Here is a 24,620-nt window from a genome sequence, read left to right as displayed (position 1 = left end):
GCATAAGGTAATTCCTTATGGCGGATGGGACGCATCGCGTTCGATGATGGGCCGTCATGGTCCAGGAGGTGTCGATCGATGTTCCCCACTCGGCGCGACTTCCAGGCAATGGCGGAACGGACGCAGACGGGCATTCTCATTCACGAGGCCGCGTCGAAGAACATTCTGTGGGTGAATCCCGCCGCATGCCGGATGTTCGGATTCACGCTCGAGGAGTTGCGTCCGCTCAAGGCGCACCACATGAGCAGCCAGGAACGGCAGTACCGTCGAGCGCTCGGTGTCGCATGGCTGCAGTCCGCCGTCGTGCACGGGTCGAGTCGCCGACAGTGGAAGTACCGCACCAAGGCCGGTGTCGACTTCCTCACCGATGCGACCGCGTCGCTCATGCAGTTCCAGGATGGTCCGGTGATCATGGTCGAGTTCCGCAACATCTCCGAGGAGGTCGAAATCCAGCAGGAACTCAGCTGGGTGTCGCAGTCCCTGCAGCGGATCATGACGCACACGTCGGCCGGAATTCTGGTGCTCGACGACGACAACTGCATCGAAGACATCTCACCGCTCGCCGCGCGGCTGTTCCATTCCACACCGGATCGGCTGACGGGGGTTCATCTCGAAGACCTGGGTCGGTGCGATCCTGCGCTGAACTCCGAGCCGGTGGTAGCGAAACTTGCGTCCAGAAACGGATCGGTCAAGATCACGCAGAAGATCACGAAAGCGGACGGGAGCGTGACATGGCTAGCCGGTGAGCTCGAGGACGTCGTGCACGACGGCATCGTCTCGCGTGTCCTGGCCGTCCGCGACGTCACCGAACGCGTCGAACTGGAACTGCGGCACGAGTACCAGGTGGCCAACCTCCAATATTTGAGCCGCTACAACGCGATGGGCGACATGGCGATGATCCTTGCTCACGAACTCGGGCAGCCCCTCGCGGCTTCGTCGAACTACTTGAGCGGACTGAAGGCACGTGTCGCGGGAGGCACACTCGATCGTGAGCAGCTTTCGTACGGATTGGACATGGCAGAGAAGCAATTGAGCCGTGCCGCGGAGATCGTGGCGTCTGCCAAACGTTACGTCCGGCGCATCGAGTCGACGATGTCTGCACTGGACCTCAACGCAGTGGTGGACGAGAGTCTGTACTTCGTCCGGCTGCGGGCCGCAGAGCGAGGCGTGGACGTCAGCGTAGATCCGACGGACGAGCCCATGCCCGTTCGGGGTGAAAGTGTGTTGATCGGACAGGTCATCATCAATCTGTGTTTCAACGCGATCGACGAGATAGTGCTGCCCACTACTGCGGTCAAGGAGTTGAAGATCAACACCTGGCGCGACGAGGAGTGGGCGTGCGTGTCGGTGTCGGACGAAGGCAGAGGGATGGAGAGGGCCCCGGGGAATCGGCTGGCCTCGGGTGCCTTCTCGGCGAAGCAGGACGGATCGGGGCTCGGCTTGATCCTGTCGGAACACATTGTCGAACGGCACGGCGGCGATATCCGGTTCCTCACCAACGAACCCTGCGGCACCGAGGTCCGGTTGCGGCTGCCGATCACGAGGACGAGCCGGTAGACATGATGCTTGTGACCGGAATGCCGGAGTCCGAGTCGGTGCATATCGGGAAGCCGACGCGGCCGAGGTGATCCCTCCCCGAAGATGAACGAGTCGGTACTGGAACGGAGTGTGGCATATGGGTGTTCCCGATGAAATGACGGCGGTGCGGATCAGGGAGCACGGTGGACCCGAGGTGCTGGAGGTCGCCCGGGTCCCGGTACCGGTGCCGGACACGGGGGAAGTGCTGGTCGAGGTTCGTGCGGTGGCGCTCAACAATACCGATCTGTGGACTCGCGAAGGTTCCTACGGGGCACCGGGAAACCCGGACGCACTCTCGGGTTGGCGGGGTCCCATCGACTTCCCGCGAATCCAGGGCGCAGACGTAGCCGGTGTGGTCGTCTCGGTCGGGCCCGGCGGGGATTCGGGCAAGATCGGTCGCAGGGTAGTGGTGGACCCGGCGATCTACGACGGCGAGGGCCCCGACGCGCACCCGATCGGACTGATGGGAAGCGAACGCGACGGTGGATATGCCGAGTACGTCACTGCACTGAGTGGTCAGGTGCACGAGGTCACCGATTCGCCGCTCTCGGATGCCCAGCTCTGCGCACTCCCCACTGCCTACGGCACCGCGCTGGGCATGATCGAACGAGGTGGGGTTACCGGTGACGACACCGTCCTCGTAACCGGCGCCTCCGGAGGTGTGGGCCTGGCGCTCGTGCAACTCGCACATGCCCGCGGTGCGCGGGTGCTCGCGGTCAGTAGCGGATCCAAGGTCGAGTCCGTACGGCGAGCGGGAGCTCACGAGGTCATCGACCGCGCGAAGGACGTCGTCACGCAGGTCCGTGCCGCTTCTCGTGAGGGGATCGACGTAGTGCTCGACGTGGTGGCGGGGGATCTTCTCGGTGCGGGGCTCCCGTTGCTTCGTGAGGGCGGCAGATGGGTCGTCGCCGGAGCGCTCGGTGGACACGACGTCGCTTTCGATGTGCGCCGTCTCTATCTTCACAATGCTCGGATCATCGGCTCCAGCATGCACACTCCCACTCACTTCACGATGTTGATGGACCTCGCTCGGAAGGGTGGAGTCCGCCCCGTGATCGCGGAAACCTATTCGCTGGCCCAGGCGGCCCGGGCCCAGGAAGAGCTCGGCCGCCGCAGGCATGTCGGCAAACTCGTGATGTATCCCCCGGCCGACCGGGGTCGAGTCCGCTCAGAGGGGCGTGCGCGGTGACAAATAAATGTGCCAGGACGTAGGTATTCGGACGTAGTTCGGGTATCAGTTTCTGTAGCCGGGACGCTTTCGGCCGAAGGTGCGCCGGTCAGGGTGAGTCGGTTCAGCAGCGCAGCCGGCCTCACCCGTTCTGTTGAGGGGCCCTCACGACACCCGGGTTTCCGGACTCTGCGGTAGCGAGCCTCCGGGTTCGTCGAGCTCTGTGGAAAGTGCGTGGAGTGCGGAGAAGATGCCGGCCTGATCCTTCGCTGCGCACAAGAATGTGACGCCTTGACCTCGTAGTCTCTGTAGCGCGGCTGCTTCGGCTGCGGTACAGAAACCGTCGAGCACATCTTCGGTGACGATGACGCAATCCGCGTCGTGGAGTTCGAGACTGCATGTGGTTTCGATGCCGGCGACGGCAATGGATGTGCGGAGCTGTGTCCACCGTGTGAGCTCGTCAGGGTCGGTCGGAATGCCGAGGAACAGTACGCGCAGGGGCCTGTCAGGGGCGCATTTCGTCATGGGACCTTCTCGAGTCAAGATGTGATGCGATTCACAAGTATGTAGGCTTTTGTATATCACCTGTTCACACTTCGCTACTCGGACAATCGTTCAGCTTCGGGTGACTCGGGCCGGCGTTCCTCGTCGGGAGGCGGAGGATGCGAATGTGTTTCGGCGGCGGGGCTCCGGGGAATATGAAAATGCCCGTCGCAGCCCGGCGTGGCCGAGCGATTCGTGTGGAGGTGCTCATGACGACCGATGCCATCGTGCTCCTGAAAGAGGAGCACAAGGAGATCCGGAAGTTGTTTCGCGATTTTCGTGCTGCGGGACCGAACGCGCTAGCGCAGAAGGGGCGGATCGTCGACAAGATCATCGAAGTCTTGACCGTGCACACCTACATCGAGAACGAAGGGATGTATCCGCAAGTGCGGGAGCTGGTCCCCGACGTCGAAGACGACATTCTCGAATCCTACGAGGAGCATCACGTCGCGGATGTGCTGGTGATGGAATTGGCGACGATGGAGCCCGGGGACGAGAGATTCACCGCGAAGACGACAGTGTTGATCGAGAACGTCGAGCACCATATCGACGAAGAGGAGCAGGAGTGGTTCCCGAAGGTGCGGGAAGCCCTTGGCCGCAAAAAACTTCAGGATATCGGTGAGCGAATGATCGAATTGAGGAAGAACGCGCCCACCTCTCCTGTGCAGCCGTCGGCGTTGAAGAAGGCGGTCGATGCGGTCCTGAGTTAGAAGCGGGGATCGTCCGTAGGTCGCCCGGATCCTTTTCGTTGAACGTCCAAGGGGGCGAGTGTTACTGTCTCGCGTGTAGATACCGAGAGTCGATGTGTATATATCGCACACACCGCGGTTCACCTGGACGATGAACGGAGTGGCCATGCCGCTTGCTCTCTGCGCTTCGTCGCACTCGCCGCTGATCGGCCTGCACGATCCAGCGGCGGAGATCGTCGGCGAAGTGCACGCGCAGCTCGCGGGCGCGCGCGCCTTCGTGGAGGAATTCGATCCTGAGCTCGTGTTGGTCTTCGCCCCCGACCACTACAATGGATTCCTGTACGAGCTGATGCCGCCGTTCTGTGTGGGTGCGGCAGCGACATCCGTGGGTGACTACGGGCTACCCGAGGGGTCCTTGCCCGTCGACCGCGACGCCGCCTACGCCCTCGCGCGACACGCACTCGAGTCTGGGGTCGACGTTGCCTTGTCGGAGTCGATGCATGTCGACCACGGCTTCGTTCAGCCGCTGCTGTTCCTGTTCGGTTCCATGGACAAGCTCCCACCCCTGGTTCCGGTGTTCATCAACTGTGTGGCCGAGCCGCTCGGCCCGGCGAGTCGCGCACGCCTGCTGGGAGAGGCTTCAGGGCGAGCCATGGCGGAGTCCGGCAGACGTGTGCTGATCGTCGGGTCGGGTGGCCTCTCGCACGACCCGCCCGTACCCCGTATGGAAAATGCGTCTCCGGAAGTTGCCGAACGAATCACGCACGGGCGCAATCCTACTGCCGAGCAACGCCGGATCCGGGAATCCCGCACGGTGGCGGCAGCAGGCGCATTCTCCTCGGGATCAACCGATTTCCACGACCTCAATCCCGAGTTCGATGCCTTCGTTCTCGACGCCTTCGAGTCCGGCGACACCACCGCGTTCGACGGGAAGTCGACCGACTGGTTCGCGGAGGAGGGCGGCCACTCTGCCCATGAGATCCGCACCTGGATTGCCGCGTACGCCGCGTTGTCCACTCAGGGCGAATACGAGATGACGCGTCGCTACTACCGCCCCGTCAAGGAGTGGTTCGCGGGATTCGCTGTCACCACTGCAATACCGGTCACCACTGCAATACCGAAGGAGTTATCTGCGCAATGACGATCTGGGACGACCTCGGCACGGTGGCACACACGATCGAGTACCGCGAGATCGACGGGTGGCGGACCCGTGTACTGCGCGCAGGTGCCGGGCCCGCCCTTGTGCTCATGCACGGAACGGGCGGGCATCTGGAGGCGTTCTCGCGCAACATACCTGCGCTTTCCGAGCATTTCACCGTCATCGCATACGACTTTCCCGGTCAGGGCTACACGACCCCGACCGATCGCGATCTCGAAATCGATGCCTATGTCGGGCACCTCGCCGCGCTGTTGGACGACTTGGGTCTGGATCGTGTGCACGTGTCCGGCGAATCGCTCGGTGGTTGGGTGGCAATAAAATTCGCGGTGAGGCACCCCGAGCGACTGGACCGCATCGTGCTCAACACGCCCGGGGGAACCATGGCGTCGCCGGAGGTGATGGCGCGGATCAGGGACTTGAGTCAGGCTGCCGCCGACGATCCTTCGGAGGAACGCATTCGAGCGCGTCTCGAGTGGCTCATGGCCGATCCGGCGAGTGTGACCGACGAACTCGTCGGGTGCCGTCGCGCGATCTATTCGCAGCCGGGGTTCGCCGAGTCGATGCGACACGTCCTGTGCCTGCAGGATCCCCAGGTGCGCCGGCGCAACATGGTCACCGACGCCGACCTGGCAGCGGTGACTGCACCTGCGCTGGTGATCTGGACCAGCGACGATCCGTCCGGTCCTGCGGGTGCAGGCATGGACATGGCCGACAAGATGCCGAACGGCCGGTTCCTCTTCATCGACGGTGCCGGGCACTGGCCGCAGTGGGAGCAGCAGGAGATCTGCGACAAGGCCGTGATCGGTTTCCTCGCCGGCGACGCGTAGAAGTCGTTCAGCCCTCGAGTACGGCCGCGGCGATCTCGCCTGCGGCACGCACGACATCAGGCGCTGCCGTGGCCAGCTGATTCTCGCGATGGCTCATGAGTGTCAGGCACGCCGCGGGGTGTGAGTTCGCGATCGGGGCGGCGACGGCGTAGGCACCGGACTCGACCTCGCCGGAGCTCGTTGCGTATCCGCGCCGCCGTGCTTCGGCGACAGCTTCGGGCTCGCCCGCCAGTGCGGGGCCCGCTGCCAGCAGTGCGTAACCGGCGGCTCCGCGATCGAGCGGCGTCCGCATTCCGGCGCGGAAAGCGATGTGCTGAAGCACGGTCACAGGCTCCACCACTTCGATCGAGACGGCCTCCTCACCCTCGACGACGAACAGGTGCACGGTGCAGCCGGCCTGGTCGGCGAGGCGCCGCATCACCGGGGTGGCGATCTCGCGCAACGCCGGAAGGTAGGACGTCGAGAGGGCGGCGAGGAGCGCTCCGGGACGGTAGCTGCCGTCGGATCCGTGTGTCACGAATCCGAAGTCGCGCAATGTCTGCAGGATTCGGTAGGCGATGGAGCGGTGGACGTCGAGCTCAGCGGCGAGGCGCGCAACGGTCATGCCGTCGGGGGAGTCCACCACGGCGAGCAGTGCGGTGAGTCCGCGAGCCAGCGTCCGGCTTCCGACCTGGGGTGCAGGCTGCTCGCGCCCGTTCGAGGTAGTCATTCAGCGCAGACCTGTGAGCAACAAATACAACATGGAACTCAGTATATGCACTTCAGCTGCGCCGGCGGTGTTGACACTACAGCGCCGCGTTCGCCATAGTACGTGTGTATATAGAAGCTCGGTGTTCGATAATTACAACACACTGATGCAAGGGGAATGCCCGTGATCGACGGTCGAGAACGATCCGCGTCGGAGTTGGCTGCCGTCGATGTGCTCATCGTGGGAGCAGGGCCCGTCGGGCTCACCTTGGCGAACATCCTCGGTGCCCGGGGCCTGCAGGTTCTCATCGCCGAGGAGCGCGATGTCCTCATCGACTACCCGCGCGGAGTGGGCCTGGACGATGAGTCCATGCGCGCCTTCCAGGGCATCGGGCTGGCAGGAAAAGTCGAACAACACCTGATTCCGAATCAGATTCTGCGATTCGTCAACGGCGACGGTGATCTTCTCGCGGAGATGGCACCGAGCCAGGCGCAGTTCGGCTGGCCGCGACGCAACGGCTTCGTCCAGCCGCTCGTGGACGCAGAACTCCTCGAAGGTCTCGGACGTTTCGACACCGTCGAGGTGTGCTGGTCCACTCCGATGCAGTCCCTGCGCGAAGACGGCGACGGAGTCGTCGTCGAACTCCTCGACGGCGGCGCACTTCGCGAGGTGCGTGCGCGATACGTGGTCGGCTGCGACGGAGGGAAGAGCCGGACCCGCCACATCATCGGAACCGCATTCGACGGTGTCACCTCGTCCACGCGCTGGCTCGTCGTCGACCTTGCCCATGATCCCCTCGGCTCGCCGAACAGCTATGTGGGCGCCGACCCCGAGCGGCCGTATGCCTCCATCTCGATTGCCCACGGCATCCGGCGCTTCGAGTTCATGCTCATGGACGACGAACACGACAGCGAGGTCGACGACATCGGATTCGTGCGCACACTTCTGGGTCTGCATATCCCCCGCCCGGAGGATGCCGAGATAATCGCGTACCGCATCTACACCCACCACTCGCGGATCGCGGGCGAGTTCGGCCGCGGCCGCATCTTCATCGCGGGCGACGCAGCCCACCTGATGCCCGTCTGGCAAGGGCAGGGATACAACAGCGGTGTGCGCGACGCGGTCAACCTCGGCTGGAAGCTGGCTGCGGTGTGCGCCGGGCAGGCCGACCCCGACTTGCTCACCACTTACGACGCGGAGCGACGCGGGCATGCCCGAGCCATGATCGACCTGTCGACCATGGTCGGACGGGTGATCTCGGTGCGCGACACGCGTCTTGCCTGGTTGCGCGACCGGGTGCTTCGCGCGGCGGCGGCGCTCCCCACGCTCAAGCGCTACATCCTCGAGATGCGATTCAAGCCTATGCCGCGATACGAGACGGGAGCGGTGGTGCCGCTTCCCGGTAAGGATTCGCCGGTCGGCCGGATGTTCATCCAACCCGAGGTCGTCACCGAGAACGGCCGGTGCCTGCTCGACGAGGCGCTCGGAAACTGGTTCGCGGTGCTCTGCTGGAACAACGATCCCACCGCTGTGCTCGACAAGCCCAGCGTGGAGGCGTGGTGCAAGATCGGCGCGCGACTCGTCGCCGTCGTTCCTGCGGCCCAGATCGGGCAGACCTCGTACGACGAGAGCGTGACGGTGGTCGGCGATCCGGGGCAGCTCAAGGCGTGGTTCGACGTGCACCGCGAGTCGGTCCTGTTCCTGCGGCCCGACCGCTTCGTCGCTGCCGCAGGCATCGCGCAGGACGCGAGTCTGCTGTCGACGCGACTGTTGAGCGCACTGCACATGGAGAAATTCGTGGCCGACAGCCCGTCGGGCGCCGCCGCGGGCTGACAAGCGCCGACATTTCGGTAGAGGGTTCGACTATTTGCTTGACGGTGGTGCCTCTGTTGGGGAACAGTGTCCAATGACAAGACACATCGTCTATCGAACTGAGTGGCCGCTGATCCGACGGGCGTGAGGAATCGGGAATGAACAAGGGTCAGGACAGCCGCACCGAACAGCTTCCGCTCGAGGACTTCGTCGTCGTCGACCTGTCCGTTGGTGTCGCAGGCGGATACGGGACCCGGCTCCTGGCAGACGGCGGTGCACGGGTTCTGAAAGTGGAAGCCGCGGACGGCGACCCGCTGCGGCGCTGGTCCGGTTCGGGTGCCGAGATCGGGGACGGCGAGAGCGGTCCGCTGTTCCAGTTCTTGGCGGGCGGCAAGGAAAGCCTCGTCATCGACCCCGGGGGAGCGGATGCCGCAGAGCGGGTCGCGCGTCTGCTCGCGAGCGCCGATGCTGTCATCTGGTCGTCCGACTCGCCCTTCGCGAGCATCGCAGAACTGCATCCGAGGCGGCTGAACTCCGACCATCCGCATCTCGTCGTCGTGTCGATCAGCCCCTTCGGGCTGGAAGGCCCGTGGAGCGATAGGGCTGCAACCGAATTCACGCTCCAAGCGTGGTCCGGTGCGATCGTCGGCCTTGGCCGTGGCGCGCCTGATCGCGCGCCGGTTCAGGTGGGTGGCCGGGTGGGGCAGTTCGTGACCGGCACCTACACCGCCATCGGGGCACTGACCGGACGTGTGAATTCGCGTTTCACGGGTCGTGGGTGCCTCATCGACCTGTCGATGCTCGAGGCGATCGTGCTGAGCCTGACGTACTACCCAGTCACCTACCACGACGTGATGGAGCGGCCGTGGCGCACCGAGCGGGCACTGGTGCTCCCCGGCGTGCAGCAGGCTGCCGATGGCCTGGTCGGAATGGCTTGTGGCACGCTGCAACAGCGTCAAGACCTCTACGTGATGATGGATCATGCGGAATGGATCGAGGACGACGCCATCATGTCCCGTCCGGCCGAGGTGGCGCCCCTGATTGCCGAATGGGTCGCCGCGCGCACCGTCGACGAGATCCGAGAATTGGCGGTCGCCTTTCGAATCCCGAACGCTCCCGTCGCAGATCCCGGCAACGTTGCCGCACTCGACCACTTCGAAGTGCGCAAGGTATTCGTCGAGAACCCGTACGGGAAGTTCCTGCAGCCTCGCCAACCCTTCCGGATCTCGTCGTTCACTTGGTCTGCGCCACAGCCGTCTCCGCCTCTCGGTGCACACGGCGACCTGACCGGACACATGCGCACACACCACGACGGCGACGGTATCGACTTGCCGTTCGCCGGACTGCGGGTGCTCGATATGACGGCCTTCTGGGCAGGCCCCACCTCGACGCATCTGCTGGCCTTGCTCGGCGCCGATGTCATACACCTCGAGTCCGTAGTGCGGCCGGACGGTGGCCGACTCGTCGGCGGTGTGTCGGGTGACACCGAAATGTGGTGGGAGCATTCACCTATCCATCTCGGCGGAAACGCAGGCAAGAAGAGCGTCACGATCGACTTCACCACCGATGAAGGGCGCACACTGCTCGAGCGTCTCATCGAATCCTGCGATGTCCTCGTGGAGAACTTCACACCGCGAGTCCTCGATCAGGCCGGATTGAATTACGAGCGGGTACGGGAAATCAGGCCCGACATCGTGATGGTGCGTATGCCGGGTTTCGGGCTCGACGGCCCCTGGCGCGACATCGCCGCATTCGCCTACTCGATCGAGGACGCCGCGGGCCTGACCTGGATGACGGGATACCCCGACAGCAACCCTCTCGAACCCTCCTGCATCGGAGACCCGAATGCCGGTATGCACGCGGTGTACGGCCTGTTGCTGGCGCTCGAACACCGAGCGGCCACCGGCGAGGGCGCGCTCGTCGAAGCGTCGATGATCGATGCGGCACTGAGTATCACCGCCGAACAGATCATCGAGTACACCGCGACCGGGTCGATCCTGACGCGACAGGGCAACCGAGGGCCGGACGCCGCTCCGCAAGGGTTGTACCGGACCAAGGACGTCGACGAGTTCGGCCGGCTCGACAGTTGGATTGCGCTCGCCGTCGAGGACGACACCCAGTGGGGTGCGCTTGTCGAAGCGCTGAGCGAGATCCCGGAGCTCGAGGATTCTCGGTTCTCCTACCGTGCAGGGCGTTTCGAGCACCACGACGAGATCGACAAACTCATACAGGCGTGGTGCGAGGAACGGGACTCCGAGTTCATCGTCGACCTCCTGTGGAGTGCAGGTGTCCCTGTTGCGCGGATGATGCAACCGCACCGCCAGACGGAGATCGAGCAGCTGAGCGCGCGGAGGTTCTTCGAGGACATGGAACATCCTGTCGTCGGTCGCTACCGGCAGAGCACCCTGCCGTTCACCATGACCGGACTGCCCGACCGTCTTACGCAGCGACCGGCACCGCTGCTCGGGCAACACAACGAAGACGAACTGAAAGCGCTGGGTGTCACCGACGACGACCTGCGCGCATTGGAACAAGACGGAGTGATCGGCCGGGCTCCCGCTCGGTGAACCAGGTACTGAACTCGAGGAGCGCACATGTCGAACAGTGAACCGCCGTCGGCCGAAGAGATCATCCTCTATGAGAAGGATCCGGCCTCGAAGATCGCGACCATCACGTTCAACCGGCCCGACCGCCTGAACGCTCCGACCGTCGAAGCGCGACTGCGCTACGCCGACCTTCTTCACCGGGCGAGCATCGACGACGACGTGAAAGTCCTGGTGGTGCGGGCCGAAGGAGACGATTTCGGCAGTGGGGTCGACCTGCCGGACTTCATGGCCGGTATCGAGGACGGAGACTCGGCGGAGCGCCTCAAGGAGTTCCGGATCGACGACCCCGACGTCGTCTATCCGCCGAAGGATTCGTACCGCAACATGGGCAACTACGGGCCGTGGTTCGCCGACGCGCAATCCGGCTGCCGGAGCCTGCAGGAGTTCAACAAGATCAGCATCGTCGAGGTCAAGGGCTACTGCTACGGGTGGCACTTCTACCAGGCAGCCGACGCCGACCTCGTCATCGCGTCCGACGACGCACTGTTCGGACACGCAGCGTTCCGCTACGTCGGTTGGGGCCCGCGCATGTGGACATGGGCGATGACAATGGGAATACGGCGCTTTCAGGAGATGGTGTTCACCGGCCGACCGTTCACCGCCGACGAGATGTACGAGTGCGGCTTCCTCAACAAGGTCGTGGCCCGCGAAGACCTCGAGGACGAGATACAGACGTACGCGAAGGCGTGCGCGCGCAACCGTCCGACCGACACCGTCGTGATCCAGAAGATGTTCTTCCGGATGATGAAGCAGCATCAAGGTGAGTACATGGGGAGTCTCCTCACCGGTATGGTCGAGTCCATGGGGCGGCTCGTCCGTCCGGACGAGCACGAGTTCCATCTCGATGCCGAGATGATGGAGGCGGGGCTGACGAATTCGGTGAAGGCGAACGACGAGAATTTTCCCCCCGAGTTCAGGCTCAGCAAGGCCGCACGGCTGCGCCCCTAGTCACTGTTGCGGTCCCGGTTAGGATCACCGACTCATGAGCACAACTCCACGACTGTCCATGCGCGAGCGTCAACGCAACCTGACCCGGCAGAGCATCCTGGATGCCGCCCTGGAGGCGTTCGCCGACCGCGGCTACTTCGCCACCACGGTCGACGACATCGTGCAGCGGGCCGGCATCGGGCGAGCAACCTTCTACCTGCATTTCGACGGCAAGGCCACCGTGTTGCGCAATCTTCGCGACGCGCGGATGGTCGAGTGGCAGACCAAGGACGGCTTCAACTGGGGACACAAGCAGGCTGCATCGGTGCGGAAATTCTTCGAGCGGATGGTCGACTTCTATCTCGAGGCGCCGATCCTCTACAAGACGCTGCACGAGGCGCGCGCAGCCGATCCGGAGTTCGCCGCGGAACACATGCGCACGATGGAGGAGTTGGTCGTCGAATGGTCGCGCACCAAGACGTCGGCAACCACGGAGCAGCTGCGTCTCAGTGCCGCGATGCTCTACTCGATGCTCGACTACTTCATGCATCTCTGGCTGATCCAGGGGTGGGAGATCGAGCGTGAGCGCGCGATCGACGCGATGTCGGATGCACTGCTGGCCGCGATGCGCTGAGGTCAGGTATCGGTCTCGAAGACCGTGCGCAAGGCGGCGTAGACGTCGTCGAGGAAACGCCGGGTCTGGCGTGTGCGAGGGCGGGCGACGAACCCGCCGTGGATCACCCCGGGGTAGACATGGAGTTCGACGGGAGTGCCGGCGCGGGACAGCTGCGCGGCATAGTGCAGGTTGGAGTCGAGCAGCGCGTCCACGTCGCCGATACCGATGAATGCCGGTGCTGTGCCGCGCAATTCGTTTGCTTCGGCTCGGCCGGGCGCGGCTGTTGCCGGTGGTGTCGTGCCGGAGAGTTCGCCGAGATACGCCCGCCACGAGTGACGTTCGGCCTCGAGTCGCCACAGACCCCAATGCCCGGCGCCGCCCTCGAGGGCAAGGAGGGAACCGTGCTCTCGGTCGTCGAGCATCGGGTAGACCAGCAGTTGCAATGCGGGCTGGGGCAGGCCCATCTCGGCGAGGCGGATGCACAGCGCGGTGGCGAGTCCGGCGCCTGCGCTTGCGCCGCCGATGACGAGGCGGCTCGGGTCCACGCCGAGTGCGTCGGCGTTCGCGAGGAGGTGACACCAGACCGTCTCGGCGTCGTCGAGCCCTGCGGGGTAGGGATTCTCGGGTGCCAGACGGTAGTCGACCGACACGACCGCGCAACCGATGTCGGTGGCGAGGAGGTCGAGCCGATCATCGTTCTCGTCGAGGCCACCCATGATGAACGCACCGCCGTGGAAGTACACGACCGCGGGGAGAGGGCCCGGAGTGTCCCGAGGCCGGTACCAGCGGACGGGGATTCCTGGTCGCTCGGCGGTGCCGGGGACGACGTCGTCGACCCGCTCGACTCGGTCGTTCGCAGGGACGCTAGGGGGAGTGACCTTGGCATAGGAAGCGCGGATGGTGTCGATGCTCGTGGTGTCCCACCGGGTCAGGTGGTCGAGCTGTGCGAGTGTTGCCGGTTCGACCCTGCGATGCACCGCGACGGCAGGCTCGGTGGGGCCCTCGAACACCGGAAGCGAGGAGATGCGGGCGTGCAGGCCCGTCGCGAATCCGGCGAGGTCGGTATTGCGGAGTGTGTCGACGACCAGTGCGGGTTCATGTCGGGCCCGTACGCGCTCTGCGAGTTCGGCGGCAAGAGGATGCGTTTCCGGCGCGTCGAGGACGGCGATGCGGCTCGGATCGGCACCGAAGTGATCGGCGGCCACCGAGCGGGCCCATTGCAGGGCGCGGTCGCTGTCGTCGAGTGCGCTGTCGGGGCGAACGGGGACTTCGACCACCACGAGGCCGTCGTCGGCGAATTCGCGGTAGGTGTGCGAATTGTCGCGGGTCAGGATCAGCAGCAGAAATCGACCCGCGGGGGCATGCTGCGACGCGAAGGTTCGGACGATCAGCCCGGCCCCCACCTCATGGGAGTCGTTGCCCGCCATCCCATCCCCTGTCTCGAATAGTGCACAACAGTGTGTAGTAAATGCAACTCGACGGTATCTGATGACATTGGGCGCCACAAGGTTCCGCCCGTGACTCTTGACGGAGAGCGGACCACTCGACCAGTATGTGTGTATATAGAACCAAAGTGTTCGTTAAATACACAAGCCTTCGGATCACTCATCAGACCGAGAAGGAGCCGCACGTCATGACGGAAGCTCGGCAGAACTCAGCCCCTCAGATCGACGCTCCGAATGCGACGGAGGTCTTCGCGGCCTGGCTCGCGGAGTTCGCCGCGGCGATCGAGAACGGCTCGGAGGTCGAGTTGGGGGCATGCCTGCATCCCGATGCCACGTGGCGCGACTTCATGGCCTTCCCGTGGGACTTCCACCACGCCGTAGGCGGCGAGCAGACTGCCGGTCGGCTGATCGAGCTCGCCAAGGAGTGGAGCGCGTCCGGCTTCTCGGCAAACAGCGAGCAGCAGCCTTTCCTCTCCGGCGACGACGTCATGGGATTCTTCGACTTCACCACCAACGACCGGATCGACCGGGGATTCGTCCGGCTCGTACGTGATGGGTCGCGGTTCGTCGCGTTCACGCTGCAAACCCAGGTCGAAGCGCTCAGTGCATTTCCGGAGGCCACCCGTCACCGCCGCCCCGAGGGCAAGGTCTACGGCGTCGTCCCGGGCCGCACGCGCTGGGCCGACGATCGCCGAGGCGAGACGTCGTTCGAGGATCGCGACCCCACCGTGCTCGTGCTCGGCGCAGGCCACAACGGCCTTGCCCTCGCGGCGAGGCTGGGCGCCCTCGACGTCGACACACTGGTGATCGACAAGGAAGCGCGTATCGGCGACACATGGCGCAAACGCTATGCATCGCTCGCATTGCACAGCACCGTCTACGGCGACCACCTGCCGTATCTTCCACTTCCCGCGACCTGGCCTGCGCATACCCCGAAGGACAAGTTCGCGAACTGGCTCGAAACATACGCCACCACACTCGACCTCAACGTGTGGACGAGCACGACCTTTCTGAGCGGTCACTACGACGAGGAAGCCGAGCGGTGGACCGTACGTGTGCAACTGGGCGACGGATCGATCCGCGCATTGCACCCGCGCCACTTCATCGTCGCGGGTGGCATGTTCGGTTCACCGCGCATCCCGGAGATCAACGGACTCTCGGAATACCGCGGTGTCGCAGTGCATTCCGACGAGTTCCAGGACGGCGCACGTTACGCGGGCAAGAAGACGCTTGTCATCGGGTCGGGGGTCAGCGGACACGAACTCGCGCACGACCTCTGGGAACACGACGCCGACGTCACCATGGTGCAGCGCACGTCGACCTACGTCGTCACCTACCCGAGCTACCACAAGTACTGGTCGACGCTGTTCACCGAAGACATGACGCTGACGCCGGACTTCGCCGACCAGATGACCTACGCCCTGCCCAACGAACGGGTCGACGAGTTCAACAAGGAACTCGTGCAGCTCGCGAAGGCGGCCGACAAGGAGCTGCTCGATGCACTCGAATCCCAGGGATTCAAGCTCAACTGGGGGCCTGACGGCACCGGGATCATCGGTGCACACATGTCCGGCAAGGACAGCTACCAGATCGACATCGGCGCATCCCAGCTGATCGCCGACGGTCGCGTCCGCCTGAAGCAGGGCGTCGAGGTAGCAGAAATCAAGGACGGAACGACGGTGGTATTCACCGACGGGTCGGAGCTGCACGACGTCGAGCTGATCGTCTTCGCGACCGGCTACCACCAGTTCTGGGGCCACTTGAAGCCGGTCCTCGGATCCGCGGCGGCGAAGATCGACAAGGCGTACGGCCGTGCCGCCGACGGCGAGTACGCGAACACCTGGCGCCGATCGGCGCAACCCGGACTCTGGTTCGGCACAGGATTCATCCGGATGGCGCGCTTCTACAGCCGATTCACGGCGCTGCTGATCAAAGCGATAGAGGAGGGCATCGAGCCGATGGATCCGGAGACCCGCAAGCCGTAGGGCTCGACCCGAACTTCGGTGTTCTCAACGGCGTATATCGCTGTCGAGAACACCGAAGTTCATCGTCCGCGCAACGCGCCTCGCTGGATCTTGCCGGTCGCAGTCTTCGGGAGTGCCTCGAGCACGTGGACCTCGCGGGGCCGCTTGTATGCGGCGAGACGTTCACCCGCGAATGCGACCAGTTCGGCCGGATCGGTCGTCTCTCCCTCTCGCAGCGACACATACGCGACCACTGCTTCACCCCGATACTCGTCGGGCACGCCCACCACCGCGACCTCGAGGACCGAAGGGTGCTCGTAGAGAACGTCTTCCACCTCGCGCGGCCATACCTTGTAGCCCGAGGTGTTGATCTGATCCTTGATGCGATCGACGAGATAGACCCAGCCTTCGTCGTCGATGATGGCGACATCGCCGGTGTGCAGATGCCCACCCGGAAGCGTGCGCTCGGTTGCTTCTTCGTTCTGCCAGTAGCCGGGAATCACCTGCGGCGCGGTGACGACGAGTTCGCCCTCCTGCCCCGGTGGTTGCGCGCGTCCCTGAGCGTCGACCGTGACCACCTCGACGCCGCGTGTCGCGACGCCGACGGAGAGCGTCCCGCTCGGACTGTGCACAGGAGCCGCAACACCGGGCGGCACAGCGATACCCCCGCCGGTCGTCTCGGTCATGCCCCAGATGTTGTGGAGGTACACGCCGAACCGGTCGCGGAAGGCGTCGATCGTCGCGGGCGGGATCGGAGCCCCACCGGAGTAGATGCGCTTCGCGCTCGCGAAATGGTCGGTACCAGCGTCGGGGACGCCGAAGAAGGCGTTGAACGCGGTGATCGAACCGACCGTCGTCGTGACCTCGTGCTCGCGGATTGTGTCGAGCGCGACCGACGCCTCGAACCGTCCACTCATGCTCAGGGTCGCATCGCTCATCAGTGCGATCCCGGCGTTGAGTGAGAGCCCGGTGATGTGGAACATCGGAGCGATCGCGTAGGAGACGTCGCCGGCGGCGAACCGGATCCACTCGGCGTAACCCGCCACCGCGCACAGAAAATTGCGGTGGGTGTTGAGCGCGCCTTTCGGTGGCCCGGTCGTACCGGAGGTGTAAGTGATGAACGCGATGTCGTCGCCGTCGTGCATGATTCGCGTCGGACGCTGACCGCGTCGTGCAGCGAGAACTGTGGTGAGGTCGCCGTCGGGGGAGGGCGCGGGATCCGGTTCGGTGAACACCCGAGGGTCGTTCCGCGTCTGGAAATCGCGCGACGACGCCGAGAGCAGCCACCGTACCGGGGTTCCCACCAGCGCGTTGCGCGTCGCCTCGTCGGTACCACGGGCGACGATGATCCCCGTGGTGCCGGAGTCCTCCACCAGCCGCCGTAACTCCTCGCCCCGGTACATCGGGTTGAGGGGCACGGCGATGGCCCCGGCCTTCCACACGGCCAGCAGACTCAGCGGGTAGTACGGGATGTTCTGCAGATAGATACCGATCCGGTCGCCTGAGCGCACACCCCGCGCTTGCAGCTCGGCGGCCAGCGCATCGGTCAGCGAATCCAGGGCGGCGGTATCGATCGCGCCGTCGAAGTACCGGATCGCCGCGCGGCCCGGTCCGGCGGCGACCCGCTCGCGCCACGCCTCGACGATCGAGCCGGACACGGTCACCGGTCCGCGCCGACTGCGTGCCGGCCAGCGATCCAGGCGAATGTCATTCCGGGGCCGAGCGTTCCGCCGGGGCCACCGTACGAGGCGCCGGTCGGTGACGAAACGTTGCCCGCCGCATACAGACCCGTGATCACGTCACCGTCGAGATCGATGACGCGGGCATACTCGTCGACCTTGGGTCCGCCTTTGGTGCCGATGACGCCTGCGGTCAGTTCCATGGCGTAGAACGGTCCGTCCGTGATCGGGCCGAGGGTGCCTTCGATGCTGCCCTTCTTGTACGGGTCGCCCCACCACCGGTCGTGAGCGCTCTCGCCCCTGCCGAAGTGCGGGTCCTTGCCCGCCGCGACGTTCGCGTTCCACTGTTCGACGGTGCGTTCGAGTTCGTCGCCGGGGATGCCGAGTGTCAGAGCGAGGTCGTGAAGGGTGGGAGCCTCTGTCAGCCACGGGGGTGTGGCGCCGGTGTAGGGCCGACCGGTGGATCCGTAGGTGGTGAGATAGGTGTGGTCGAAGATCAGCCACGCGGGCAGGTTGGCGTACTGGAATGCGGTGACGTCCTCCTGGTGGAAGGCACCCACGACCGAGTTGTAGCTGACGGCTTCGTTGGTGAAGCGCCGCCCGGTGCGATTCACCATGATGCTGCGTGGTCGTGTGCGGTCACCGTTGATCATTTCGAGGTTCATCGAATTGATGCCCGCGGGGAGTTCGGTGATGGGGATCCACCAGGCTTCGCGCATGTTCTGAAGTGCAGCTCCGGCACGCATCGCCATGCGCAGGCCGTCGCCGGTGTTGGTGGGGATCGAGGCGGGCTTCGTGACGTGGCCGCGGAGGAATGCGGCGCGGTATTCCTCGTTCCACTCGAATCCGCCGGTGGCGAGGATGACAGCCTGGGTGGCGCGGAGGGTTTGCCGTCCTTCGGCGGTCTCGACGACCACACCCGTCACCCGACCGTTCTCGACGAACAGGTCGTGTGCCGCTGTCGACACCTCGATCGTGACGCCGACGCGCAGGCACGCGTTCAGGAGATGGCCGACGAGCCCCCCGCCCATGCCCCGTAGGTCTTCGGCCTCACGACGTGCCTTCTCCTCGTCGGTGGGCGCCTTGGGGACTGCACACCCGATCGCGGTCTCGTCCATCCGAAGGTAGGGGGAGTAGTAGGGGGTCACCTCGACCTTGTCCTGCCACTCGCCCAGAGTGGAGAAGGGGAACAGTTCCTGCCCGAGTGTCCGGCCACCCTCCGGCCTGCCGCCGGGATTGGACGGGTGGTAGTCGGGAAGTCCTGGCACGGCGAAGAACTCGACGCCGCCCTCGTCGGCGAGTGCGCGCACCATTTTCGGTCCGGCGTCCACGAAGGCGCGTGCCAGGCGTTCGTCGAGGATGCCGCGTCCGAGCGACATCAGGTAGGTCATCGCGTCGTCGGTGCTGTCCGTCGCGCCGATGCCGGGCATGTACGGGTTGTTCGGGATCCACAGGTGGCCTCCGGACCACGCGGTGGTGCCGCCGATCCGGTTGTTCTTCTCGAGGACTGCGACTCGCGCACCTTCGTGTGCTGCAGTGAATGCGGCGGTGAGTCCTGCAGCGCCGCTGCCGAGGACGATGACATCGTATGTTTCGGGTTCGGACACTCCGGCCTCCGGTTCGAGTGGGCTCTTGTGGGGTGGTGTGATCCCGCTTACCATAGCGAACGTGCATCAATAGAGACCAGGTGTTCAATAATTACAACACGACGCGATGAGATGATGGGCGAGTTACCTATGCGGGAGACGTACGACGTAATCGTTCTCGGGTCCGGAGCCGCCGGCCTCACAGCGGCGCTCGCCTCCGCACTCGAGGGTGCCGACGTCGCGGTGTTCGAGAAGTCCGACCTGGTCGGCGGCACCACTGCCCTCTCCGGAGCAGGAATTTGGGTTCCCGGAAACCCCGTCGCGGCAGGCAAGGGCGTCCAGGACTCGCTCGAGGAAGGCATGACGTATCTGTCCAGCCTGTCCAACGGCATGATCCTGCCCGAGCTGGCCGAAGCACTGATCTCCGGTGGCCCCGGCTTCGTCGAATTTCTGCACGAGTACACCGATCTACGGCTTCAGCTCGTCGAGGGCTATCCCGACTACCACCCCGAACACCCCGGCGGGAAACCCGGCGGTGGCCGGACCCTCGAGCCCGGACTGTTCTCATTCGCAGGGATCGAAGAGTGGATCGACCGTATCGCCGGCGACATCCAACGCATCATGCTCGTCGAAATGCCGCTCGGCGGCGGGACGGGCGTCATCGCACCCGAGATTCTCGCTGCCCGCGCAGAAGCAGAGGAAGAAGGGTTGGGCCGCGCACTTGTCGGCGGCCTCCTGAAGGCGTGCCTCCAGCGCGGGGTCGACGTCCGGACCGGAACCCGGGCACTGCGGCTGTGTACCGACGACGATGTCGTCGACGGTGTCGAGGTCGAGACCGCCGACGGAGTGCGCGCAGTCGGGGCCTCCGCTGTCGTCCTTGCGACGGGAGGATTCGAATACGACCCGGACCTCGTGCGCGACTTTCTGCGCGGCCCGCTGACGCGTCCCATCGGTGCACCGACCAATACCGGTGACGGCCTGCGAATGGCTATGAGAGTCGGTGCCCGCCTGGGCAATATGCGTGAGGCGTGGTGGTCTCCTTCGGTGCCGTGCCCCGGCATCCGGCGCGACGGGTCGCCGGTCGCGATGCTGTCGTCACGCGAGCGCGCGCTCCCCGGCTCGATCATGGTCAACCGTTACGGTCGCCGTTTCGCGAACGAAGCCGCGAACTACAACGCCTTCGGTGGTGCCTTCCATCATCTCGACGAGTCACGGCTCGACTACCCGAATCTTCCGGCGTACATGATCTTCGACCAGTCCACCGTCGACCGGTTCGGCGTGTTCGGCGCTCGCCCGGGGGCCCCGGTTCCCGAGTGGGTCACCCGGGCATCGTCCATCTCGGAACTGGCTGCAGCACTGGCTCTTCCGATCGACGCGGTGACGGACACCGTCGCTCGCTTCAATGACCACGCGGCGCAAGGTGCGGACCCCGATTTCTCGCGGGGCAGTAGTGCGTTCGATCGTTTCCCCGGTGGAAGGATGGGCGATCCGGATTCCCCTGGCGCCACATTGGGTCCGGTCCGAACGGCACCGTTCTATGCCGTCGAGGTGATCAGTTCGGCGCTCGGCACGAAAGGCGGACCCCGCACCGACGTCGAGGGGCGGGTTCTCGATGTCGACGGCGACGTGATCGAGGGGTTGTATGCCGCGGGCAATGTCATGGCCAATCCCAGCGGGATGGTGTACGGCGGTGCCGGAGCCACCCTCGCGGTCGCGGGGGTGTGGGGGATCGCCGCAGGTCGGGCGGCTGTCGCAGACAAGGTTCCGGCGCGCTCCGAAGTGGCGCAGACCTGAGTGAACGCACGGACAAGCCGATTCGGTCAAAAGATGGACGCATCGTCTATTGACTTGCCGGACCATCCATCTATAGCGTGTGACTGGGATTACAGGACGACTCTCGATGCCACCTCTGATCTGAAGGACAGCCATGGCGACTCGGCGCTACCTCCACCTGAACCTCGTCGGCAACGACGTCAACCTCCACATGGGGGCTCCCGCCTACGAACAGCAGCACCACGCCGACACAGCCCTCGTCGATCCATTCGAACGGCTCATGACCTACGGGCACCTCGGCGACGAAGGGTTCTTCACCGCGATCTTCCTCGGCGACGTACCCGGCATGCCGAACTCGCCTGCCTTCGACGGCGGACCGGCCGAGCCGATCACCGCGCTGACCGCGATGGCCCGCGAGACCAAGCACGTCGGGCTCATCGCCACCGCGTCGACGACGTTCTACGACCCGTACACACTCGCGCGTCTCATCGCCTCGCTCGACCAAGCGTCCGACGGCCGGGCCGGACTCAACGCGGTCACCACCGTCGGCGACGCACTCGCGCTGAACTACAGCAAGACCAGCCACCCCGACCGCGAGACCCGATACCGCCGCGCCACGGAATTCCTCGACGTGACCGAAGCCCTCTGGGCCAATCGTGAGGTGCGCCGCGATCCCGATGGCGTCACGCGGTACTACGCTTCCCCGATCAATCACAAGGGCGAATCCTTCAGCGTGATCGGCCCGCTCAACGTTGCACCGAGCAGACAGGGCCGACCGCTGGTCGCGCAGGCGGGCGGGTCCGGACCCGGTATCAAGGTCGCCGCACGGCACGCCGACATGGTGTTCACCGCGGCATCCAACCGGGAGCGCGCAGCCGCATACCGGGAGGACCTCGACAAGGCGCTCGCCGACGCGGGACGCCCCGTCGGGAGTGTCCCGGCCGTTCCCGGCCTCATCCCCTACGTCGCACGCACCGCGAAGGAGGCCGAAGAGCAGATGCTCGCCCTGGACGAGTTCGTTCCGTGGGAACTCCTCGCGCCGAAGGTGCTGGTGCAATTCGGGTTGGAGCCGATCTCGTTCGACAGCGTCGAAGACCGGTTCCCGTTCGAGAAGATGCCGAAGCCCGCCGACGTCGAGAAGACCATCAAGAGCACCTTCGGGAACTACGTCGGTCTCTACGACTGGATCGAGGCGCACCCCGGCGCCACCGTCCGCGAGGTCACGGCGCAGTCCCTCGGCCGAGGCGGTGCGCAGCACCGCAAGTTCGTCGGCTCGTACGACGACATCGTCGACGATTTCGAGGCCTGGTGGAGCGACGGCAACGTCGGAGGTTTCAACCTCATGTTCCCCGTCGGCCCGGCGTCGATCCGCGACTTCATCGACGAGGTGATTCCGCGCATGATCGATCGTGGCATCTACCGATCCACCCCCGACGACCGGCCGCTGCGGGAGCGCTTCGCGTGAGCCGTGCACTGCCGCGAGGTGAAAGGAACCGAGCATGCCGGAGACGTTGACGCCGCCGGGCCCGAAACCCGAAGGCTTCGACCCGGATTGGGTGCGGGCCAAACACGCCTACGAGCGTGCCAAGCGACTCCGGCGCGACGGAGTCGAGCAGTTCGTCGAAGTCACGGCCGAATTCTCGCACTGGGAGGACGATCCCTACGTCGAGCGGACCCCGCGCGATCCCGTGAACGACGAGGTCGAGATCCTGATGATCGGTGCCGGTCTCGGCAGCCTGATCGCCGCGGCGCGCATGCGCGAGGCGGGCCTCGACGGCATCAGACTGCTCGACCGGGCGGGCGGCGTCGGCGGAACCTGGTACTGGAATCGCTACCCGGGCATCCAATGCGACATCGAGTCGTACATCTACATGCCGCTCCTGGAAGAGCTGGGCTACATCCCCACTCAGAAATACGCCTACGGCGCCGAGATCCGCGAACACCTCGTAGCGATCGCCCACCACTACGACCTGGTGCGCGACGCGCTCTTCCACACCACCGTCACCGAGATGGTCTGGGACAAGGCGGAACAACGCTGGAACGTCCACACCGATCGCGGCGATCGTATCCGCGCCCGGGCGGTGGTGGTCTCGCCCGGCTCGCTCGTACGTCCGAAACTGCCCGGCATTCCCGGTATCAACGAATTCGAAGGGCACACCTTCCACACGAGCCGATGGGATTACAGCTACACCGGCGGAGACGAATTCGGTGGCCTGTCAGGGTTGCAGGACAAGTCGGTGGGCGTCGTCGGCACCGGTGCCACCGGACTGCAGGTGGTGCCTCACCTCGGGAGGTGGGCCCAGCAACTCTACGTGTTCCAGCGGACACCGAACGCCGTCGACGAACGCGGCAACAAACCCACCGATCCCGACTGGGCTGCGAATCTCGAGCCCGGTTGGCAGCGCGAGCGGATGGAGAACTTCACCCGTTACACCGCGGGCATGGAAAGCCACGTCGACCTCGTCGACGACGGCTGGACCCGGGTCGCCTCCGAGGTCACCAAGACTGCGATTCAGCAGGAAAACGAACGCCGTGGCACACCGATGACGCCGGAGGAGATCGGCGAGTTCCTGTTCGAGGCCGACTACAGGTCCATGGAACGGGTGCGTGCCAGGATCGACTCCGTCGTCACCGACAAGGCCACCGCCCAAGCACTCAAGCCCTGGTACAAGCGGCTCTGCAAGCGAGTCGGGTTCCACGACGAATTCCTGCCCACGTTCAACCGCGACAACGTCGAGCTCGTCGATACCGACGGCCGCGGAATCGAGCGGCTGACACGCGACGGGGTCGTCGTCGGAGGCACCGAATACAAGGTCGACGCGCTGATCTTCGCAACGGGATACGACGTCAGCAGCAGCTACACCCGCCGCGCCGGATTCGATATCATCGGTCGCGACGGAATCCACCTGAGCGACAAGTGGAAGAGTGGACCGCGTACCTTCCACGGCTTGCAGTCCCACGGATTCCCCAACTGTTTCTTCCTCGGGTACACGCAGACCGGCATCGCGAACAACTACACGCACACCGCCGAGGAACGCGCCCGCCACCTCGTCTACCTGCTTACGCAGCGCATCGAGCGAGGAGCCACCACCATCGAGGCAGACCTCGAGGCGGAGGACGGCTGGGTCGCCACCATGAAGGAACTCGGCAAGGCGGGCCAGGCCTTCTACGCGGACTGCACCCCCAGCTATCTCGACAACGAGGGCGACAGCGGCAATCCCGACGGCCTCGTCGCAGCCAACTACGGCGGCGGCCCGATCCAGTTCTTCGACCTACTGGCCCGATGGCGGGACAGCGGGCAGATGGAAGGCGTCACGCTCACCTAGCGTCCTTGGTTCCAGTCACGGTTACGGAGTCGATTGTCAATGAGAGTCGAGATCATCGAAGAGCGATGCGTCTCTGCAGGCCAGTGCGCCGCAATAGCGCCCGGGGTGTTCGATCAGCGTGACGAAGACGGCGTCGTGGTCCTGATGGATGCGCATCCGTCCGAAGAACACTGGGATTCGGTTCGTCAGGCAGCAGCATCGTGCCCCGCGGTCGCCATCGCATTCGAGGAGTGA

General features: G+C 64.9%; 19 protein-coding genes. 14 read left to right on the top strand and 5 right to left on the bottom strand.

What is annotated here, in order from left to right:
- The first annotated feature begins 78 nt into the window (after positions 1 to 78).
- Together ACSYG9_RS05325 and ACSYG9_RS05320 are read left to right on the top strand one after the other, a co-directional pair.
- Positions 79 to 1,557 (top strand): PAS domain S-box protein, encoded by a 1,479-nt coding sequence (locus tag ACSYG9_RS05325; protein WP_454841476.1) that lies wholly within the window; start codon positions 79 to 81, stop codon positions 1,555 to 1,557.
- Between the two features lie 118 nt (positions 1,558 to 1,675).
- Positions 1,676 to 2,767, top strand: a complete 1,092-nt coding sequence (locus ACSYG9_RS05320; protein WP_454841474.1) for a zinc-binding dehydrogenase — start codon at positions 1,676 to 1,678, stop codon at positions 2,765 to 2,767.
- Between the two features lie 144 nt (positions 2,768 to 2,911).
- On the opposite strand, the gene ACSYG9_RS05315 is transcribed toward ACSYG9_RS05320, so the two are convergent.
- The gene (locus ACSYG9_RS05315) at positions 2,912 to 3,271 is read right to left on the bottom strand and encodes a hypothetical protein (RefSeq protein ID WP_454841473.1); all 360 of its coding nucleotides are present in this window, start codon (positions 3,269 to 3,271) and stop codon (positions 2,912 to 2,914) included.
- Positions 3,272 to 3,498: 227 nt separating this feature from the next.
- Between ACSYG9_RS05315 and ACSYG9_RS05310 the strand changes: the two genes are divergently transcribed.
- The 3 genes from ACSYG9_RS05310 to ACSYG9_RS05300 all read left to right on the top strand — a co-directional run bounded on the left by ACSYG9_RS05310 (position 3,499) and on the right by ACSYG9_RS05300 (position 5,964).
- Positions 3,499 to 3,999: a hemerythrin domain-containing protein gene (locus ACSYG9_RS05310; protein ID WP_454841471.1), complete on the top strand. Its 501-nt coding sequence runs from the start codon at positions 3,499 to 3,501 to the stop codon at positions 3,997 to 3,999.
- A gap of 145 nt (positions 4,000 to 4,144) precedes the next feature.
- Positions 4,145 to 5,119 carry a 3-carboxyethylcatechol 2,3-dioxygenase gene (locus tag ACSYG9_RS05305; protein WP_454841469.1) on the top strand — a complete coding sequence of 325 codons (975 nt, stop codon included), beginning with the start codon at positions 4,145 to 4,147 and terminating at the stop codon, positions 5,117 to 5,119.
- Entirely contained in the window at positions 5,116 to 5,964 is an 849-nt protein-coding gene (locus tag ACSYG9_RS05300; protein WP_440126149.1) for an alpha/beta fold hydrolase, read from the top strand. Before ACSYG9_RS05305 ends, ACSYG9_RS05300 begins: the two co-directional genes overlap by 4 nt.
- 7 nt (positions 5,965 to 5,971) lie before the next feature.
- Here ACSYG9_RS05300 and ACSYG9_RS05295 read toward each other — a convergent pair whose 3' ends face one another.
- Entirely contained in the window at positions 5,972 to 6,673 is a 702-nt protein-coding gene (locus ACSYG9_RS05295) for an IclR family transcriptional regulator domain-containing protein (protein WP_440126148.1), read from the bottom strand.
- 162 nt (positions 6,674 to 6,835) lie between these two features.
- Here ACSYG9_RS05295 and ACSYG9_RS05290 point away from each other — a divergent pair, with 162 nt between their 5' ends.
- The 4 genes from ACSYG9_RS05290 to ACSYG9_RS05275 all read left to right on the top strand — a co-directional run bounded on the left by ACSYG9_RS05290 (position 6,836) and on the right by ACSYG9_RS05275 (position 12,631).
- Positions 6,836 to 8,485, top strand: a complete 1,650-nt coding sequence (locus tag ACSYG9_RS05290) for a bifunctional 3-(3-hydroxy-phenyl)propionate/3-hydroxycinnamic acid hydroxylase (protein WP_440126147.1) — start codon at positions 6,836 to 6,838, stop codon at positions 8,483 to 8,485.
- Positions 8,486 to 8,622: 137 nt separating this feature from the next.
- Entirely contained in the window at positions 8,623 to 11,031 is a 2,409-nt protein-coding gene (locus ACSYG9_RS05285) for a CaiB/BaiF CoA transferase family protein (protein ID WP_454841466.1), read from the top strand.
- A 27-nt stretch (positions 11,032 to 11,058) separates the two neighbouring features.
- Entirely contained in the window at positions 11,059 to 12,018 is a 960-nt protein-coding gene (locus ACSYG9_RS05280) for an enoyl-CoA hydratase/isomerase family protein (RefSeq protein WP_454841465.1), read from the top strand.
- A 34-nt stretch (positions 12,019 to 12,052) separates the two neighbouring features.
- Positions 12,053 to 12,631: a TetR family transcriptional regulator gene (locus ACSYG9_RS05275; RefSeq protein ID WP_440126144.1), complete on the top strand. Its 579-nt coding sequence runs from the start codon at positions 12,053 to 12,055 to the stop codon at positions 12,629 to 12,631.
- Between the two features lie 2 nt (positions 12,632 to 12,633).
- On the opposite strand, the gene ACSYG9_RS05270 is transcribed toward ACSYG9_RS05275, so the two are convergent.
- Positions 12,634 to 14,040 (bottom strand): alpha/beta hydrolase fold domain-containing protein, encoded by a 1,407-nt coding sequence (locus ACSYG9_RS05270; protein WP_454841464.1) that lies wholly within the window; start codon positions 14,038 to 14,040, stop codon positions 12,634 to 12,636.
- A gap of 206 nt (positions 14,041 to 14,246) precedes the next feature.
- Here ACSYG9_RS05270 and ACSYG9_RS05265 point away from each other — a divergent pair, with 206 nt between their 5' ends.
- Entirely contained in the window at positions 14,247 to 16,043 is a 1,797-nt protein-coding gene (locus tag ACSYG9_RS05265; RefSeq protein ID WP_454841463.1) for an NAD(P)-binding domain-containing protein, read from the top strand.
- A 59-nt stretch (positions 16,044 to 16,102) separates the two neighbouring features.
- Here the strand turns inward: ACSYG9_RS05265 and ACSYG9_RS05260 are convergent, their stop codons facing one another.
- Positions 16,103 to 17,686 (bottom strand): AMP-binding protein, encoded by a 1,584-nt coding sequence (locus ACSYG9_RS05260; protein WP_440126141.1) that lies wholly within the window; start codon positions 17,684 to 17,686, stop codon positions 16,103 to 16,105.
- Positions 17,683 to 19,308, bottom strand: a complete 1,626-nt coding sequence (locus tag ACSYG9_RS05255; protein ID WP_454841462.1) for an FAD-dependent oxidoreductase — start codon at positions 19,306 to 19,308, stop codon at positions 17,683 to 17,685. Before ACSYG9_RS05255 ends, ACSYG9_RS05260 begins: the two co-directional genes overlap by 4 nt.
- A 129-nt stretch (positions 19,309 to 19,437) precedes the next feature.
- On the opposite strand from ACSYG9_RS05255, the gene ACSYG9_RS05250 reads away from it, so the two are divergent.
- The 4 genes from ACSYG9_RS05250 (at position 19,438) to ACSYG9_RS05235 (ending at position 24,620) form a co-directional block, all read left to right on the top strand.
- Entirely contained in the window at positions 19,438 to 21,081 is a 1,644-nt protein-coding gene (locus ACSYG9_RS05250; protein ID WP_454841461.1) for an FAD-dependent oxidoreductase, read from the top strand.
- A gap of 133 nt (positions 21,082 to 21,214) precedes the next feature.
- The gene (locus ACSYG9_RS05245) at positions 21,215 to 22,525 is read left to right on the top strand and encodes an NtaA/DmoA family FMN-dependent monooxygenase (RefSeq protein WP_454841460.1); all 1,311 of its coding nucleotides are present in this window, start codon (positions 21,215 to 21,217) and stop codon (positions 22,523 to 22,525) included.
- A gap of 34 nt (positions 22,526 to 22,559) precedes the next feature.
- The gene (locus ACSYG9_RS05240) at positions 22,560 to 24,386 is read left to right on the top strand and encodes a flavin-containing monooxygenase (protein ID WP_454841459.1); all 1,827 of its coding nucleotides are present in this window, start codon (positions 22,560 to 22,562) and stop codon (positions 24,384 to 24,386) included.
- A 39-nt stretch (positions 24,387 to 24,425) separates the two neighbouring features.
- Positions 24,426 to 24,620: a 4Fe-4S domain-containing protein gene (locus ACSYG9_RS05235; protein WP_440126136.1), complete on the top strand. Its 195-nt coding sequence runs from the start codon at positions 24,426 to 24,428 to the stop codon at positions 24,618 to 24,620.

The sequence above is a fragment of the Rhodococcus sp. SJ-2 genome, from assembly GCF_053750035.1.
Note: the sequence above shows the minus strand (reverse complement) of the source record. Positions and strands in the feature narration are given on the sequence as shown.

What these genes read in the sequence shown, in the direction of transcription:
- ACSYG9_RS05315 (WP_454841473.1), bottom strand. Translation starts at nt 3,271, where the DNA reads ATGACGAAATGCGCCCCTGACAGGCCCCTGCGCGTACTGTTCCTCGGC.
- ACSYG9_RS05250 (WP_454841461.1), top strand. Translation starts at nt 19,438, where the DNA reads ATGCGGGAGACGTACGACGTAATCGTTCTCGGGTCCGGAGCCGCCGGC.
- ACSYG9_RS05320 (WP_454841474.1), top strand. Translation starts at nt 1,676, where the DNA reads ATGGGTGTTCCCGATGAAATGACGGCGGTGCGGATCAGGGAGCACGGT.
- ACSYG9_RS05245 (WP_454841460.1), top strand. Translation starts at nt 21,215, where the DNA reads ATGGCGACTCGGCGCTACCTCCACCTGAACCTCGTCGGCAACGACGTC.
- ACSYG9_RS05235 (WP_440126136.1), top strand. Translation starts at nt 24,426, where the DNA reads ATGAGAGTCGAGATCATCGAAGAGCGATGCGTCTCTGCAGGCCAGTGC.
- ACSYG9_RS05310 (WP_454841471.1), top strand. Translation starts at nt 3,499, where the DNA reads ATGACGACCGATGCCATCGTGCTCCTGAAAGAGGAGCACAAGGAGATC.
- ACSYG9_RS05285 (WP_454841466.1), top strand. Translation starts at nt 8,623, where the DNA reads ATGAACAAGGGTCAGGACAGCCGCACCGAACAGCTTCCGCTCGAGGAC.
- ACSYG9_RS05270 (WP_454841464.1), bottom strand. Translation starts at nt 14,040, where the DNA reads ATGGCGGGCAACGACTCCCATGAGGTGGGGGCCGGGCTGATCGTCCGA.
- ACSYG9_RS05305 (WP_454841469.1), top strand. Translation starts at nt 4,145, where the DNA reads ATGCCGCTTGCTCTCTGCGCTTCGTCGCACTCGCCGCTGATCGGCCTG.
- ACSYG9_RS05275 (WP_440126144.1), top strand. Translation starts at nt 12,053, where the DNA reads ATGAGCACAACTCCACGACTGTCCATGCGCGAGCGTCAACGCAACCTG.
- ACSYG9_RS05265 (WP_454841463.1), top strand. Translation starts at nt 14,247, where the DNA reads ATGACGGAAGCTCGGCAGAACTCAGCCCCTCAGATCGACGCTCCGAAT.
- ACSYG9_RS05295 (WP_440126148.1), bottom strand. Translation starts at nt 6,673, where the DNA reads ATGACTACCTCGAACGGGCGCGAGCAGCCTGCACCCCAGGTCGGAAGC.
- ACSYG9_RS05325 (WP_454841476.1), top strand. Translation starts at nt 79, where the DNA reads ATGTTCCCCACTCGGCGCGACTTCCAGGCAATGGCGGAACGGACGCAG.
- ACSYG9_RS05240 (WP_454841459.1), top strand. Translation starts at nt 22,560, where the DNA reads ATGCCGGAGACGTTGACGCCGCCGGGCCCGAAACCCGAAGGCTTCGAC.
- ACSYG9_RS05280 (WP_454841465.1), top strand. Translation starts at nt 11,059, where the DNA reads ATGTCGAACAGTGAACCGCCGTCGGCCGAAGAGATCATCCTCTATGAG.
- ACSYG9_RS05300 (WP_440126149.1), top strand. Translation starts at nt 5,116, where the DNA reads ATGACGATCTGGGACGACCTCGGCACGGTGGCACACACGATCGAGTAC.